This window comes from Banduia mediterranea, assembly GCF_031846245.1.
Classification (GTDB): domain Bacteria; phylum Pseudomonadota; class Gammaproteobacteria; order Nevskiales; family Nevskiaceae; genus Banduia; species Banduia mediterranea.
Genome location: NZ_JAVRIC010000006.1, coordinates 26,692 through 41,648, shown reverse-complemented (window position 1 = coordinate 41,648; position 14,957 = coordinate 26,692). Strand labels below are relative to the sequence as shown.

Genomic DNA, 14,957 nt, shown 5'->3' with positions numbered 1-14,957 from the left:
TCCACTGCTTCTTTAGGACTAGGCATCCTTGGCGAGACGGAACCCCATGAACTGCCAGCGATCAGGGGGATAGAAAAAGTTGCGGTAGCTGGCGCGCAGATGGCCCACCGGCGTGACGCAGGAGCCGCCACGCAGCACCCATTGCCCGCACATGAACTTGCCGTTGTATTCGCCGAGCGCGCCCGGCAGCGGCTTGTAGCCGGGATAGTTGACGTAGGGGCTTGAGGTCCACTCCCAGACATCGCCGAACAACTGCAGCAGGCCTTCGTCACGTTGCGCCGGCTGGGGGTGCAAAAACCCGGCATCGGCGAAATTGGCGGCCCGCAATTGCGCATCGACATCGACGCGGGTTTCGGTCAGGTGTTCCCACTCGGACTCGCGCGGCAGGCGTGCGCCGGCCCAGCGTGCATACGCATCCGCCTCGTAATAGCTGACATGACAGACCGGCGCATACGGGTCGATCTCGCGCCGGCCGGCCAAGGTGAATTCGGTTTCCGCCTGGGCATCCCAGTACATTGGCCCGGCCCAGGCTTCGGCCTGCGCCCTGGCCCAGCCTTCGGACATCCACAGGCTTGGCGTGCGGTAGCCTCCGTCGCGAATGAAGTCGCGAAACTCGTCGTTGGTGACCGGCCGATCGGCCATTTCGTAGGGATGCAGCAGCGTGCGATGACGCGGCGTTTCGCAATCGAACGCGAATCCCTCGCCGTGATGTCCGATTTCGACGATACCCGCGCTGCCGCGCACGAAGCGCATCGGCAAGGCGTGGCCGGGCAATCCGAACGGCGCCTCACGCTGATAGGAAGGCTCCAGCGGATTGACCGAAAAGACATGCTTGATGTCGGTCAACATCAGCTCCTGGTGCTGCTGTTCGTGATGCAGCCCCAGGTTGATCAGCGCTGCCAGCTCGGGATCGGAAGCGGCCCGATCCAACACGGGCGCCATATCGTCATCGACGCGATGGCGGTATTCGATCACCTCGGCCAGTGTCGGCCGCGACAGCAGTCCGCGCTGCACGCGGTTGTGCCGAGGCCCCACCGATTCGTAGTAGGAGTTGAACAGAAACTGCCAGCCCGGCCGCAAGGGCTCGTAGCCACATTGCGAGGACAGCAGGAATTGCTCGAAGAACCAGCTGCTGTGTGCCAGATGCCACTTTGTCGGACTGACATCCGGCATCGATTGCACCACGGTGTCTTCCGCCGACAGGGGCGCAATCAATTTGAGACTGCGGTCGCGCACGAAGCGGTAGGCTTCGACGATGTCGCTTTGGGCTGTGCAGATCGTATCTAGCATTGTTCCCTATCGGCGATGCGCGACGAACATCTGAATTCAGATCGTCTTCTGGTATGGAGGCGGAACCTCGCACCACGTTAATCGGGTTCCTGGCTGGACCGCCAGTGTGCGTCGCCGATCATGAACTGCGAATGAAACCTCCGCCCTCCGATTGGAGTCCTTTGATCCAGCAAAAACAACACGCTGGCAACACCCTGGGCTGGCAACACGCTGGCGATTTCCTGCTGACAGGTTCCGACACGGCACCGGCGCTCAGAATTCTGCCGGATCGTCGTCCTGAGGCCGGGTCGGCGGATCGTCCCGCACGGGAATGCTCGGATCGTTGAGCGTGTCGCCGGCCACGCGCAGCTTCTCGAATCGCTGCGCGATGGCCTCGGCCGACTGACCCTGGCCGCGCCATCGCATGGCCTGATCCTGACGTCCGGCATCCAGCTTCCAGCCCAGGAATGATTCGATTTCGCGAAGGAATGCGTCTGCGTACTGCATCGGGTGGGGTCCCTGCTCAAGCGTGCACGGCAGTGTGCATGCCGCTGCCCGAATCACGGCTGAGCAGCCGCGGCTGGCATCGCCGCGCCCGCCGTTCAGGGCGTTGCGACTAGACTGCCGCGATCCACCACACGCAGAGAGCCCCAGATGATCCAGTTCTCGTCACCGGCCGCCGCCAAGATCGCCATGCTGCAGACCCACGCCCGCCGCCTGCTGGAAATCATCGGCAAACCCGACGCGGAACGCGGCGCACTGGCCCCGGAAGAGATTCCGGCGGCCGTATCGGCCCTGCGCGCCGCGATCGAGAGCGAGCGGCGCAAGCCGGAGGTCGAGCAGGACGAAGACAACGCCGAGAACGGCGAAGACGACGAAGACCAGCCGATACCGGTCGATCTGGCGCGGCGCGCCTGGCCGCTGATCGAAATGCTGGAGCGCTCGCAGCGCAAGAACGTGGCCGTGACCTGGGGAGTCTGAACGATGCAGCCGGCGATCGTTCGGCCAGACCCTAGGCCCGCTCGCTGGCCGCGTCGAGCGTTTCGGCGCGCGCGTAGCGCTGCGCCAGCACCGCGCACACCATCAGCTGCAACTGATGAAACAGCATCAACGGCAGCACCATCATGCCGACCTCCGGCGCCGCGAACAGTACCTTCGCCATCGGCACGCCGGTAGCCAGGCTTTTCTTCGATCCGCAGAACACGAAGCTGATCTCGTCCTCGCGACTGAAGCCCAAAATGCGCGCACCGAAGGTCGTGCTCAGCATCACCACACCCAACAGCAGTGCGCTGATTGCCAGCAGACCGAGCAGTGCCGGACCATCGACCTTGGACCACAAACCTTCGACCACCGCTGCGGAAAACGCGGTGTAAACCACCAGCAGGATCGAGCCCTGGTCAACATACCTGAGCGCCGGAGCGCGACGCCTTACCCAGCCCCCGATCCAGCGCCGCGCGACCTGTCCGGCGATGAACGGCAGCAACAACTGCACCAGGATGCTGCCGATCGCGTCGGTGGATATCGCACCCGAGCCCTGGGCCACGAACAGGCCGACCAGCAGCGGTGTGACGAACATGCCAAGGAGGTTCGACGCCGAGGCGCCACACACCGACGCCGCCACATTGCCGCGCGCCATCGCGGTGAAGGCAATCGAGGACTGCACCGTTGACGGCAGCATGCACAGGAACAGCACGCCGGTATAAAGCGTATCGCCGACCCAAGGGGCCAACAGCGGACGCGCCGCCAAGCCCAGCACGGGAAACAGTATGAAGGTGACCGACAGCGTCGTCAGATGCAGGCGCCAATGTGTGAAGCCCGCAACAACCGCTTCCCGCGACAACTTCGCGCCGTGCAGAAAGAACAACACGGCGATCGCCACATGCGTCAGCACACCGAGCATCGCCGCCACATCGCCGCGACACGGCAGCAGGCTCGCCAAGGCCACCGTGCTCAGCAAGGCGATCACGTAGGTATCGGGCAGCAGCTTTCGGAGCATCAGGGGATCGGGCAATCGACGGGACCGATATTAACGTGAATCACGCACTTCGTGATGCCCACCGACCCTCGCCCGCTTGTGGGAGAAGGGGGGAACGGCCATGCCGCAGCGGATTCATTCGGTGGGGTGCGCTTGCGGCGTGGCCGCTAATCCCGTATCGGCCTGCAAATGAAAGCGGCGACGCAGCCCGGTCGGCTCCATAGCCGCTATCATCACGGCGCCGCAATTCCCGGGAAGCCGCATGTATACCGTTTACGGAATGTCCAGCTCAGGCAACTGCCACAAGCTGCGACTGCTGCTCGATCATCTGGGCTTGCCGTTTCACTGGCAGGAAGTGGACATCACCACCGGTGCCAGTCGCCAGCCGGACTTCCTCGCACTCAATGCAAACGGCCGGGTACCGGTGCTGCAACTGGACAATGGAGAAACGCTCGCCGAATCCAACGCGATCCTCTGCTTCCTTGCCGAGGACACGCGGCTATGGCCCGGTCCGCGGTTGGCGCGCGCACGGACCCTGCAATGGCTGTTCTTCGAACAGTACAGCCATGAACCCTATATCGCGGTGGCGCGCTACATCTGCGGATTTCTTCCGCCGGATCACGAACGGCGGGCGGAACTGCCCAAACTGCACGAGCGCGGCAGGCAGGCGCTGGCGGTGATGGAACAGTACCTGAGCGGGCGTCAGTTTTTCGTCGAAGACCGCTTCGGCATCGCCGATATCGCCTTGTATGCCTATACCCATGCGGCGGCCGACGGTGGGTTCAGGCTCGAACCGTATCCCTCCATCCGGGCCTGGCTGGATCGCGTCGCCGGGCAGCGAGGCCACACCCCGATGGCCCGACCACCACGACTGTCATGATGGTACGGGCCGGACGCCGGCTGACCAGGCGCGTGGGCGGCAGAAACACGCGCGGCTGAAGCCGACCTACCCTCGCGAATGCGAGCGCTGGGTGAGAGCAGGCAGGGTGGGCAAAGCGTAGCGTGCCCACCCTGCCTGCCTAATTCAATGAGTTACGTTGTAGACAGAAGTGTGAATCTGGAAGTGAGCGTAACTTATTGAAGGATGGAGTTTTGTCGCCGTTTTATGGCGAGAACTTCAGCCTAGCGCTGCACCAGCGTCTGCTTGAAGCGCTCGAGTTCGCCGGGGCTGATGCAACCGTTGCGATCGGTATCGATCTGATCGAACTGCAAGCGATCATCCAGGCGCTGGCTGATGCGCTCACGCGCCATGCTGCCGCAACCGGACAGCGCGCTCATGCCTATGCCAATGGCCGCGACGGCAACCAGGGTTCGGCAACGGCTTGCGCCCGAAGTGAGGGTCGGGAATGTCACGGCAGTGCTCCTTCCGGGTCGAAAGCACTGGTAACGCGAGCCAAGTCCATCGCGCCGACGGTTCGCGAGGCCGGTTTCGTAAGTTTCTGTGAACTCCAAACGAACAAGGCCGCAGCGGATTCCCCGCGGCGGCCTTGTCCTGCGTGATGGACCAATGCCCGTCAGACGGACACCGGCACCGCCCGCCCTGTTTTCAGCCCAGCTTTTCCTTGATGCGCGCAGCCTTGCCGGTGCGATCACGCAGGTAATAGAGCTTGGCGCGGGCGACGGCGCCGCGGCGCTTCACGTTGATCTCGGCCAGCTGCGGGCTGTAGGTCTGGAACACACGTTCCACCCCTTCGCCATGCGACATCTTGCGTACCGTGAACGCCGAATGCAGGCCCCGGCTACGCTTGGCGATGACCACGCCCTCGAAGGCCTGGAGGCGCTCACGCTCGCCTTCCTTGACCTTGACCTTCACCTCGACGGTGTCGCCCGCGCGGAAATCCGGGACGGTCTTGGACATCTGTTCCGCTTCGATCTGCTCGATGATCTTGCTCATGGCTTCGCCTTTTACTCTTCCCGCTGCGCGATGAATTCCCGCAACAGTTGTTTCGAATCTTCGTCAAGTTCCAGGCCGTCCAACAGGTCCGGCCGCTTCAACCACGTCGCGCCAAGGGCGCGTTTGCGGCGCCAGCGCGCTATCCGCGCATGATCGCCCGACAACAATACTTCCGGAACCTCCGCCTCGCGCCATTGTTCGGGCCGCGAATAATGCGGGTGATCCAGAAGTCCCGCCGAGAACGAATCGAACTCGGCCGAATCCTCGTGCCCCAGCACTCCCGGCAACAACCGGGCGATGCCGTCGATCACGGCCATGGCCGCGATCTCGCCGCCGGACAGCACGAAGTCGCCCAGCGATACCTCCAGATCGACCTCCGCCTTCAGCAGACGCTCGTCGATCCCCTCGTAACGGCCGCAGATCATGATGATCGCAGGCTGCTCCGCGAGCCGGCGCAACAGCGCCTGGCTCAGCGGCTGGCCCTGCGGGCTCAGGCTCAGCACCTGTGCCGGACCGACTTGCGTCCTGGATTCGGCAATCGCCGCCGCCAGCGCCTCGGCCTGCATGACCATCCCGGGTCCACCGCCATAAGGGCGATCATCGACCCGTCGATGACGGTTTCCGCTGTAGTCGCGCGGATTGCGCGTACCCACTTGCAGATGCCCGCCCTCAACCGCAATTCTCGGCACACCGTAGCGCGTGATCTGTTCCACCAACTCCGGGAACAGCGTCAGCACTTCGATCTTCATCCCTGTGGCCCCGCTCAGTATTCCGGCGACCAGTCAACGATGATCCGCCCTTGCGTCACGTCGATCGACTTCACGATCGGCCCGCGCACCAGCGGTACCAGGTGCTGCCTTCCATCGCCGCGGATCACGAGTACGTCCTGCACGCCGTTCTCCAACAACGATTCGACCACCCCGAGAGGCTGGCCGTCTTCGCAAACCACTTCGAGCCCGATCAGGTCGGCCCAGTAGACCTGCCCCGGTTCGGGCTCTGGAAGCGCCGATCGCGGAACCTGGATCTCGGAACCGATCATGGCCGCCGCAGCGTCCCGATCAGCAATGCCGGCCAGACTCACGATGAAACCGGGACCGTGTTCCTGTGCTTCGTCGATCGTCCAGACCGTGCCGCCGATGTTCCAGGGCGCGTACTCGAAAATATTGTCCGCGGGCCTGGTGTATGACTGGATGCGAACCCAGCCCTTCACGCCGAACACGCCAGCGACGCGACCCAGCGTCACCTGGCGCTGTTCAGGCTCAGGCAGCGGCCGCCTCCGGCTTCGGGGCGATCTTGACCAGATACTCGACACGCTCGGACACCTGGGCGCCGTTGCCGCGCCAATGCGCGAGACGCTCCAGATCGACCAGCAGCTTCTGTTCCTGACCCGAGGCGTTCGGGTTGTAATACCCGAGGCGCTCAAGAAAACGACCGTCACGCCGGCTACGGCTGTCGGTCGCAATGATGTGGTAGTACGGACGCTTCTTGGCGCCGGTACGCGCGAGACGAATCTTGACCATAAGATTTTTCAAAAATCCACAATGCGACCGTGGGGCCGCCGAAAGGCCGCGTATTGTAGCGATTTCGAAGCAAAAGGAAAGGCTTGCGGCGAATCCGTCAGATGACCGGTGCCTGACCGCGTTCGATGCGGCCATCAGGATGCACCGCCAGCCACGGCAAACCCAGCGATTCCAGCCATTTCCGGCCGTCTTCGATACCTTTGAGCACGGCGGTCGTGGTCGCCGTGCCGGCAATCAGACACTGGCCGGCGAGCACCGAAACGCTGGCGTAACCCTGTACCGGCCAACCGTCATGCGGGTCGAGCAGATGACTGTAGCGCTGCCCGCGAAGCTCGAAACTTCGCTCGTAGTCTCCGCTGGTGGCGATCGCGCCGCGCTCCAGCGTCAGTGAGGCGATCGCGCGCGTCGCTTGCGCCGGGTCGCGAATGCCGATGCGCCATGGCCTGCCGTCGGGCTGCGGCCCCAGCAGACGGACATCGCCCCCCAGATCGACGATGCCGCTGAGGATGCCGGCCTGAAGCCCGATACCGGCGGCGCTGTCGGCGGCGTACTCCTTGCCGAAGCCGCCGAAGTCCAGCTCCATGCCGGGCAGCGGCAGGCTCAGACGGGGCCGTTGCCAGTGCAAGCGCTGCCAGCCGATGTTCGGCAGCAGCGCACTGACCGCCTCGGCGGCGGGCACGATCCGGTCCCGGAAATTCCAGACCCGGCGCAGGATGCCCGCGGTGGGATCGAACTTGCCGTCACTTTCCCGCCAGGCCGCCGCTGCATAGTCGAGCAGCGCCGCGGTTTCATCGTCGACGACAACACCACGCTCATCACCGGCCGAGCGGTTGATCCGCGACAGCGCACTGTCGTCGCGATAACGGGAGTATTTGGCCTCGATGCGCAGCACCTCGTCGCGCATCCGCTCGCAGAGCTGCCGCGCATGCGCCGCGTCCGCATGGAACACCTGGATCCGGCAGGGGCAGGCCATGGCACGAAACTCGTGCGATGCGCCGGCAAGACCCTCAGAGGCGGAAGTCAAAGCCGAGGGTCATCATCGTGAAATCGACCAGTCCGGGATTTTCGACCTGGACGTCGCCGGCGGCAGTGTCGGCGCTGGCTTCGTAGTGTTCCAACGACAACCGCAACGCCTGTTCGCCGAAGCGCCAGCTCAGGTCCAGACCCACGGTCACGGCGCCGTACGGCGACAGGCGGTAGTCGCTGGAGTAGTAACCGTCATCGCGTTCGGCCAGGAAATAGGGCTGATAGAACTTGGCCTGACTCTGGCTGTACCAGCGCAGGTGCGGCGCCAGACTCAGGCGCGTGCCGAAGTCCTTGTGCAGTGCGAAGTCCACGGTATGCGAGCGTATGCCCCAGGAATCGTCGAAGTAACGATAGTCGAGGTGCAGCGACCCCGCCCAGGCGGTGATGCGGTAGCGCAGGCGGGTGGTCCAGGCGAGTTCGTTGCGCGCATCGGGACGTGCATCGGGCCGGATCTCGCCGGCGACGTAGGCCAGCTTGTAGGGATCGGACAAATAGCCGCTGGAACGCGAAAGACTCAGACCGGTCTGAACGACGGTGACCGGATTCAGAATGTAGGTGAAGCCCAGCACCGCGTCGTAGCTGGACTTGTCCTCGGACACCGGCCGCTGCGGATAACGCGTACTGCCGCCATCGGTGGGTTCGATCCGATCGCGCGAGCTGCCGATGCCCAAAGACAGCGAACTCTGCTTGCCGGGCAGTTCGAAGTGCCCGTCGATACCCAGATTGATTGAGCTGTAGTCGTCTTCCACCGAACCGCCAAGCGACACGGCGTACTCGCGCCCCTCACCGTAGCTGCGCAGATCCAGACCCAGGCTGCCGCGCGCCTCGTCGATCGTCGCGCCGGACATGATCTGAACCGGGTCGCCGTTCTCATCGGGCTCGATGAACCACGGCGAGGCGCCGGACAGGGTTTCGTACTGACCATCGATGGTCAATCGGGATCGTTCGAGTATGGGCGTGCCGTAGCGCAGCTGCCAGATGTCGATATCGAAGCGCGACTGCTCGGGTTGAGCCGCCGGCAGATCGCCTTCGCCGTAACTGCTGTAACGCACCGACAGTTGCTGCGCCTCGTCACGGAACTGCGCCGAGGCCTGGACCGCCGGCAGGGCCAGGGCGGCGGCCGTCAGCGCGGCCAGCCGGCGCCCGCGCTCGGCTGCCATCAGTTGCAGCCGCAACCGCCGCCGGCCAGGCCGATGCGGCCGCTGGAGGCTTCCTTGCTGTCGTAAACGTGTGAGTTCAACGCGGCCTTCATCGGGTCCGGATCCCAGGCCATCGAGACTTGCGCCAGTTCTCCGCGTTGCCAGGGTTGAACGGTACTGCAAGCAGGCAGAAACACACTGCCGAGCAATATCAGGGAAATCAGTCGGCGATTCACGGCGTGTCCTTCAAGGAGTCGAGCAACAATGTACGCAGGCGCGCCTGGTCGCCGTCACGATAACCGGAATGCACCTGCGAGACGCGGCCATCCGGGGCGATCAGATACGAGGTCGGCATCGCCGGCAGCGCCCAGGATTCGGCGATGCTGCCGTCCGGGTCGCTGAGCACCGGATAGCTCACGGGATGTCGTTCCAGGAAGCGGCGCCCAAGGGCGGGGTTGCTGTCGAGATTGACGGCGAGAATCTCGAAGCGCTCGGCATCGTCGCCGCTCTTGAGTTCCTGCCGCAGTTCTTCGAGCGCCGGCAGCGACAGCTTGCAGGGGCCGCACCAGGAGGCCCAGAAATCAACCAGCACCCAGCGGCCTCGATAGTCGGCGAGCGACAGCGGCTGAGCGCCGATCAGCGCCGTGCCCGCGGCAGGTGGCGCGACGGCGCCCACCGTCGCCGCCGCCAGCGCGGACCCGCCGTGCAGTGCGCACAACATTCCCAGAATCTTCAGTACCTTCATGTGTAGAGCCCCGACAACGGGCCGCTTCCGTGGCCGGTGTATCCGAAGCTTTCTATCGGAATACCCGCCGCATTGCCGAGCGACACCAACAATTTGGAATGCGACTCGCCGTCTCCGCCGTTGGCGCTGCGGAAGTCGAGGAAGCGACCGGTTCCCAGACCGCCGCCGCGCCCCGCCAGCACGAACGGCATGTCGCGATGGTCGTGCCTTGAGGAGTGCCCCAGCTCGGAACACAGGAAGATCACGGTATCGTCCAACAGGCTGCCATTCGAGGTCTCCACGTTCTTGAGGGCGTTCACCAGATAGGCGAACTGCGCGCAGTACCAGCGCTTCCAGCCGATGAAGTTCTGGATCGAGTCCTCATTGCTGGCGTCATAGTGCGAGGAATCGTGGTGACGCTGATCGATGCCGATCTCGTCTGCGAGGCTGGTCGGACTGACGGCGTGCGAGAACTGCAGGGTGACGACGCGCGTCAAGTCGCATTGTAGCGCGAGCACCGAAAGGTCGAGCTGCAAGCGCGAAACCTCGGCGAACTGGTCGTCGCGATTCCAGTAGTTCGGATAGGTGTTGTAGCCCTCGGGCACGGCCCAGCCGCTGCGGTTCCAGTCCGGATTGGCGCAACTGCCGATCGGCTCCTCGGCCGAAGCCAGCACCCGGTTCTCCACGGCGCGCAGCGATTCCTCGTGCAATTCCAGCTTGTCGCGCTCGGTCTGGCCGAGTTGTGAGCGGATGCGCGCAAGGTCTTCCTGCGCGGCATCGAGTATCGAAAGCCGCCGACGCGCACTGATGTCGCTGACTTCGCCGGGCGTTCCGAACAAGCGCTCGAAGGCCCGCAGGGGATTGTCTTCCGGCGTGATCGGCTGCTCCTCGCCAAGATAGGACACGTAGCCGGCGCCGTTCTCGTGCGAGGACGCCACGCCAAGGTGGATCGAGGCATGCGCACTCTGCTCGCGGTAGTACTGCCCGATGAAGACGTCCAGCGAGACCTCGTTGGTGGCCGTCAGCACCTTGCGGATACCGCCTTCATGCGTGGAACCACCGGAGTACATGTTGAGACCGCGCACGAATACCAGATCGTCGCTGACCGAGGCCAGCGGCTGCGTCATCGCCGGCAGCGAAAAATCATATTCGCTACCACTCGGGTGCCAATGCGGTTGCGAGCAACCGTCCGGAATGTAGACAAAGATCACCTTGGCGGCGGCACCGCCGGACTGGGCGCGCGCGGAGCGCGCCAGCAGGCCGGCCAGCGGCGCGGTCAGACCACCGGCCAGTACACCCTTGAGCAGGCGTCGGCGGACAGGATCGTGTGTGCTCATTCGTTGTCTCCCGCGCGACGCAAAATGTATTCATCGGCAGCCACGGTATTGAACAGCAGGCTGCGCAGGCTGTAGTCGTCGTCGGCGAACTCGGCGAGCTGTTCCTCCAGCGCGCATTCGTCGGACCCGGTTTCGACGTAGCCGTGACTGTAGCGGTAGTACTGCTGCACGACACAGGCGCGCGCCGCCTCGGTCTGGCGCACGATCTCGGCCAGTTGCAGCGGACCGCTGAAGGCGTCGCTGGTACCGGTGTTGAAGCCTTCCCGGTCGACCAGTTCGCCGGAGTCGTCGATCGTCAGACCGTTCTCGGTCGTGCGATAGCCGCCGGCACCGTCATAGCGTTCCAAACCAAATCCTGTGCCGTCGATGTACTGGTGACAGGCCGCGCAGTTGGGGTCCGAAGTATGTTGCGCGAAACGCTCGCGCGTGGTCAGCGTGGGGTCAAGACCCGGCGGCGTGGTATCCACGTCCGGCGGCGGGTCGGGCAGATCCTGGCACAACAGCCGCTCGCGCACGAACACGCCGCGCTTGATCGGCGAGGATTCATTCGAATGCGCGTGCGAGGCCAGAACGGCGCCCAGGCCCAGGATACCGCCGCGGGTCGCGTCCGCCGGCTGTTGCACAAAGTTGGCGTCCGTGCTCGAACCCGGCAATCCGTAGTACTGGCGCAAGGGACCGTTGACGAACACGTAATCCGCCGAATACAGCTCGTCCAGCGTGCCATCCGTGGAATCGAAGGCGACGTGGTTCACGAACCGCGAAAGCTCCTCGACCATGGCTCGCCGTACCTCGTCGGTGAGGCCGGGGAAAATCTCCGGATCCTTGAACGAACCCAGCAGATAGCCGGTACCGAGCCACTGCGTGGCGAAATCCGCGAAGCGCTCGCGGGCACGCGGGTCGGCCAGCATGCGCTCGGTCTGGGCGAGGCGCCCTTCGGCCTCGCGCAGGGCACCCGAGTCGGCAGCCTGCAGCAGATCCTCGTCCGGCAGACTGCCCCACAGCAGATAGGACAGGCTGCTGGCGATTTCGTAGTCGCCGAGCCGGTAGCGGCCGTTTCCGATATCGACGCCGGTCTCGGAGCGGTACAGAAACTGCGGCGAACTCAGAAACGCGGCGATCGCCAGCGACATGCCTTCGTCGAACGTTGCCGACAGACTGGAATCGAACAGCTCGAGATACTGGTCGCGCTCCTGCGTCGTCAGCGGCCGGCGGAACGCGAGGCGCCCGAAACCCTCCACGAAACTGCGTGCGCAATTCGAATCCGATGCCGGGTCGCAACCGAGCAATGCGCTCTTGCGCTCGGCCACGGCGCGTTCGCCGATGTCCTCGGCGGCGACGACGTATTCGTCCACATGTCGATCGGTGACCAACGCGACCTTGGCGTTGTTGTCATAGCCCTGGATGCGCGCCTCGGTGGGGAAATTCTCGGCAAAGTTCCCGCTCAGGCCGGTCAGGTCATGCACCGTGCGTTCATACTCCCAGCGCGTCAGCAAGCGCAGCAGCCGCGGCGCGGCCGGCACCTCGCCGCAGGCGACCGGCTCGTCCTCACCGCCACCGGTATCGCCGCCGCCATCCGGCGGCGCCGTGGTGGTGCAACCCGGCGCATCCAGCCGCACATCCTGCGGCAATTCCGATATACCGTCGTGTGTTCCCTGGAACCCGAAGCTGGTGCTGCCGTTGTTGGCAATCGCGCTGTTGTAGCTTTCGGGCAGCGCGCGCACCACCGCGCCGGACTGCGACAGCACGGTGTTCCAGTCGTTGGTGATGAGCTGATTGTTGGGGAACGTGAACTCGACCGCCCAGCCGTCGACGTCCGCACCGCTGAAGTTGCGGATCGTGACGTCAGCGACAAAACCGGTGTTCCAGACGCTCTGGTAGCTGAACTCGACCGAACAGGTCGCCGCCGGTGGCTCCGGCTCGTCCGGCATGTCGGGCCCACCGGGCTCGTCCGGTTCATCGGGCGCATCGGGGTCATCCGGTTCGTCGGGGGTGTCGGGCGAGCCCGGCTCGTCCGGATCGCTGCCGCCGCCGTCAGGCGATTCGGTGGAGAAGCCATTCATGATGTAGGCCGCAACGTCCCGGCCGCAGGCTTCGTCGCAACTTGAGGGATTGCTGGAGGGCATGGTGTCGCGAATGCGCACCCACAGCGTGTCGAAGCTGGCGCAGCTCGGACAGCTCGAAGCGCTGGTCAGCGAAGGACCGACGCCCCCCTGGCCACTGGCGCCGTGGCAGCTCTGGCACTGGCTGGCGTAAAGATCCTTGCCGTTGACGAGATCATTGCCGGCATCGCCGCCGGAGTCCGCGTCAGGCGTCTCGCCACCGGTATCTTCGGCGTCGTCGTCGTTGTCGGAGCCGCCCGGCTCGTCCCCGCCGCCGGCGCCCGGTGACTGAGCGCCGTCATCGGCCTCGTCCTGGCTGCCGTCACCGGAATCCGTGCTACCCGAGTAGTCGCCACAACCGGCGGAAAGCGCCAGCATCGCCACCATCAAGCACCTGAAAATCAGACGTTCCATCGGCCCCTTCCCCAATCCGCCGTTCCCTGACGTTGTTGAATGATTCTGTCAGCAGAATGGGTGCCAGCGCATTGGTGGCCCGGAAGACCGGCAGCTTTACACGGCCGAACGGCGTCAGCGGCGCGGCATCATGCCCGGCGGCATGCGCCCCGCGAGACCGCGCATCAACTTGCCCATGCCGCCACTGGCGACCTTCTTCATCATGTCGCGCGTCTGGTCGAACTGGCGCAGCAGCCGGTTCACGTCCTGCACCTGGGTGCCGCTGCCGGCCGCGATGCGACGGCGATGCGAGGCCTTGATGTGATCGGGGAAGCGACGCTCGCGGCGCGTCATCGAATTGATGATCGCGATCGAGCGTCCGACTTCCTTCTCGGGATTGGCCTTGGCCAGCTGTGCCTGCATCTGCGCCCCGCCCGGCAGTTTCTCCAACATCGCGCCGACGCCGCCCATGTTCTGCATCTGCAACATCTGGTCGCGGAAATCCTCCAGGTCGAAACGCTTGTTCTTCTTGAGTTTCTGCGCGAGCTTTTCGGCCTTGTCGCGGTCCACCTTCTGGACCGTTTCCTCGATCAGGCTGAGCACATCGCCCTGACCGAGAATGCGCGAGGCGATACGATCCGGGTGGAACACTTCCAGCGCCGAAGATTTCTCACCGACGCCAAGAAACTTGATCGGCGCACCGGTGACGGTACGCACCGACAGCGCGGCACCGCCACGCGCATCGCCGTCCACCTTGGTCAGCACCACGCCACTCAAGGGCAGACGGTCGGCGAAGGCCTTGGCGGTATTGGCGGCGTCCTGGCCGGTCATGCTGTCGACCACGAACAGGGTTTCGGCCGGCTCGATCGCGGCATGCAGCGCGGCGATCTCCTGCATCATCGCCTCATCCACCGAGGTGCGACCTGCGGTATCGACGATCAGGACCTCGGCATAGGCCCTGCGCGCGTGATCGAGCGCCGCCCTGGCGATGTCGACCGGGTTCTGTCCGACCGCGCTCGGGAAACATTCGACGCCGATCTTCTCGGCCACGATCCGCAACTGCTCGATCGCGGCCGGACGATAGACGTCGCAGGACACCAGCATGACCTTCTTCTTGTCGACGTCCTTCAGCCGCAGCGCGAGCTTGCCGCTGGTGGTGGTCTTGCCCGAGCCCTGCAGGCCGGCCATCAGGATCACCAACGGCGGCTGCGCACGCAGGTTCAGTCCCTGGGTCTCGCCACCGAGCGTTGTGACCAGTTCCTGCTGGACGATACGCAGGAAGGCCTGCCCCGGGGTGAGACTTTGCGTGACTTCGGCACCGACCGCGCGGGCGCGCACGCGCTCCACGAAATCGCGCACCACGGGCAGCGCGACATCGGCTTCCAGCAGGGCCATGCGCAGCTCACGCGAGGCGTTCTTGACGTCGTCCTCGGTCAGGCGTCCGCTGCCGGACAGCGCGCGCAGGGTATTGCCTAAACGGGAACTCAGTGATTCAAACATGAGCGACAGTCACTCCGGAAATATTGGGCGGAAGTGTGAACACGATCGCGGCGCGGCAAAAGTGCGCGCGCCCGTCGAGGT

17 protein-coding genes are annotated in these 14,957 nt (G+C 64.5%); 2 read left to right on the top strand and 15 right to left on the bottom strand.

The genetic code is table 11. The features are described from left to right. Positions 1-18 precede the first annotated feature (18 nt). Positions 19-1,290 (bottom strand): ergothioneine biosynthesis protein EgtB, encoded by a 1,272-nt coding sequence (egtB, locus tag RM530_RS05925; RefSeq protein ID WP_311364296.1) that lies wholly within the window; start codon positions 1,288-1,290, stop codon positions 19-21. 252 nt (positions 1,291-1,542) lie between these two features. After that, positions 1,543-1,776 carry a hypothetical protein gene (locus RM530_RS05920; protein WP_311364295.1) on the bottom strand — a complete coding sequence of 78 codons (234 nt, stop codon included), beginning with the start codon at positions 1,774-1,776 and terminating at the stop codon, positions 1,543-1,545. A 147-nt stretch (positions 1,777-1,923) separates the two neighbouring features. Here RM530_RS05920 and RM530_RS05915 point away from each other — a divergent pair, with 147 nt between their 5' ends. Further along, entirely contained in the window at positions 1,924-2,250 is a 327-nt protein-coding gene (locus tag RM530_RS05915; protein ID WP_311364294.1) for a DUF1840 domain-containing protein, read from the top strand. A gap of 31 nt (positions 2,251-2,281) precedes the next feature. On the opposite strand, the gene RM530_RS05910 is transcribed toward RM530_RS05915, so the two are convergent. Then, positions 2,282-3,265 (bottom strand): bile acid:sodium symporter family protein, encoded by a 984-nt coding sequence (locus RM530_RS05910; protein ID WP_311364293.1) that lies wholly within the window; start codon positions 3,263-3,265, stop codon positions 2,282-2,284. A 241-nt stretch (positions 3,266-3,506) separates the two neighbouring features. Here RM530_RS05910 and RM530_RS05905 point away from each other — a divergent pair, with 241 nt between their 5' ends. Continuing rightward, entirely contained in the window at positions 3,507-4,124 is a 618-nt protein-coding gene (locus RM530_RS05905) for a glutathione S-transferase family protein (protein WP_311364292.1), read from the top strand. Between the two features lie 242 nt (positions 4,125-4,366). Here RM530_RS05905 and RM530_RS05900 read toward each other — a convergent pair whose 3' ends face one another. From RM530_RS05900 to ffh, 12 genes are all read right to left on the bottom strand, one after another. After that, positions 4,367-4,522, bottom strand: coding sequence for a hypothetical protein (locus tag RM530_RS05900; protein WP_311364291.1), 156 nt, complete (start codon positions 4,520-4,522; stop codon positions 4,367-4,369). Between the two features lie 268 nt (positions 4,523-4,790). Then, positions 4,791-5,138 (bottom strand): 50S ribosomal protein L19, encoded by a 348-nt coding sequence (rplS, locus tag RM530_RS05895; RefSeq protein WP_311364290.1) that lies wholly within the window; start codon positions 5,136-5,138, stop codon positions 4,791-4,793. Positions 5,139-5,149: 11 nt separating this feature from the next. Beyond that, complete coding sequence (gene trmD / locus RM530_RS05890; RefSeq protein ID WP_311364289.1) at positions 5,150-5,887, bottom strand: tRNA (guanosine(37)-N1)-methyltransferase TrmD; 738 nt, start codon at positions 5,885-5,887, stop codon at positions 5,150-5,152. A 14-nt stretch (positions 5,888-5,901) separates the two neighbouring features. Beyond that, positions 5,902-6,381 (bottom strand): ribosome maturation factor RimM, encoded by a 480-nt coding sequence (gene rimM / locus RM530_RS05885; protein WP_311364288.1) that lies wholly within the window; start codon positions 6,379-6,381, stop codon positions 5,902-5,904. Between the two features lie 16 nt (positions 6,382-6,397). Next, the gene (rpsP, locus tag RM530_RS05880) at positions 6,398-6,658 is read right to left on the bottom strand and encodes a 30S ribosomal protein S16 (RefSeq protein WP_311364287.1); all 261 of its coding nucleotides are present in this window, start codon (positions 6,656-6,658) and stop codon (positions 6,398-6,400) included. A 97-nt stretch (positions 6,659-6,755) separates the two neighbouring features. Further along, entirely contained in the window at positions 6,756-7,631 is an 876-nt protein-coding gene (locus tag RM530_RS05875) for an FAD:protein FMN transferase (protein WP_311364286.1), read from the bottom strand. 34 nt (positions 7,632-7,665) lie between these two features. After that, positions 7,666-8,844 carry a DUF3570 domain-containing protein gene (locus RM530_RS05870; protein WP_311364285.1) on the bottom strand — a complete coding sequence of 393 codons (1,179 nt, stop codon included), beginning with the start codon at positions 8,842-8,844 and terminating at the stop codon, positions 7,666-7,668. Next, a complete protein-coding gene (locus RM530_RS05865) occupies positions 8,844-9,059 on the bottom strand; it encodes a DUF4266 domain-containing protein (RefSeq protein WP_311364284.1) in 216 nt (71 codons plus the stop codon). The genes RM530_RS05870 and RM530_RS05865 overlap by 1 nt, the downstream gene beginning before the upstream one ends. Beyond that, complete coding sequence (locus tag RM530_RS05860) at positions 9,056-9,568, bottom strand: TlpA family protein disulfide reductase (RefSeq protein ID WP_311364283.1); 513 nt, start codon at positions 9,566-9,568, stop codon at positions 9,056-9,058. The genes RM530_RS05865 and RM530_RS05860 overlap by 4 nt, the downstream gene beginning before the upstream one ends. Further along, the gene (locus tag RM530_RS05855; RefSeq protein WP_311364282.1) at positions 9,565-10,884 is read right to left on the bottom strand and encodes a DUF1552 domain-containing protein; all 1,320 of its coding nucleotides are present in this window, start codon (positions 10,882-10,884) and stop codon (positions 9,565-9,567) included. The genes RM530_RS05860 and RM530_RS05855 overlap by 4 nt, the downstream gene beginning before the upstream one ends. Then, complete coding sequence (locus RM530_RS05850; protein WP_311364281.1) at positions 10,881-13,397, bottom strand: DUF1592 domain-containing protein; 2,517 nt, start codon at positions 13,395-13,397, stop codon at positions 10,881-10,883. The genes RM530_RS05855 and RM530_RS05850 overlap by 4 nt, the downstream gene beginning before the upstream one ends. Positions 13,398-13,511: 114 nt before the next feature. Next, positions 13,512-14,876, bottom strand: coding sequence for a signal recognition particle protein (ffh, locus tag RM530_RS05845; RefSeq protein WP_311364280.1), 1,365 nt, complete (start codon positions 14,874-14,876; stop codon positions 13,512-13,514). Positions 14,877-14,957: the final 81 nt, after the last annotated feature.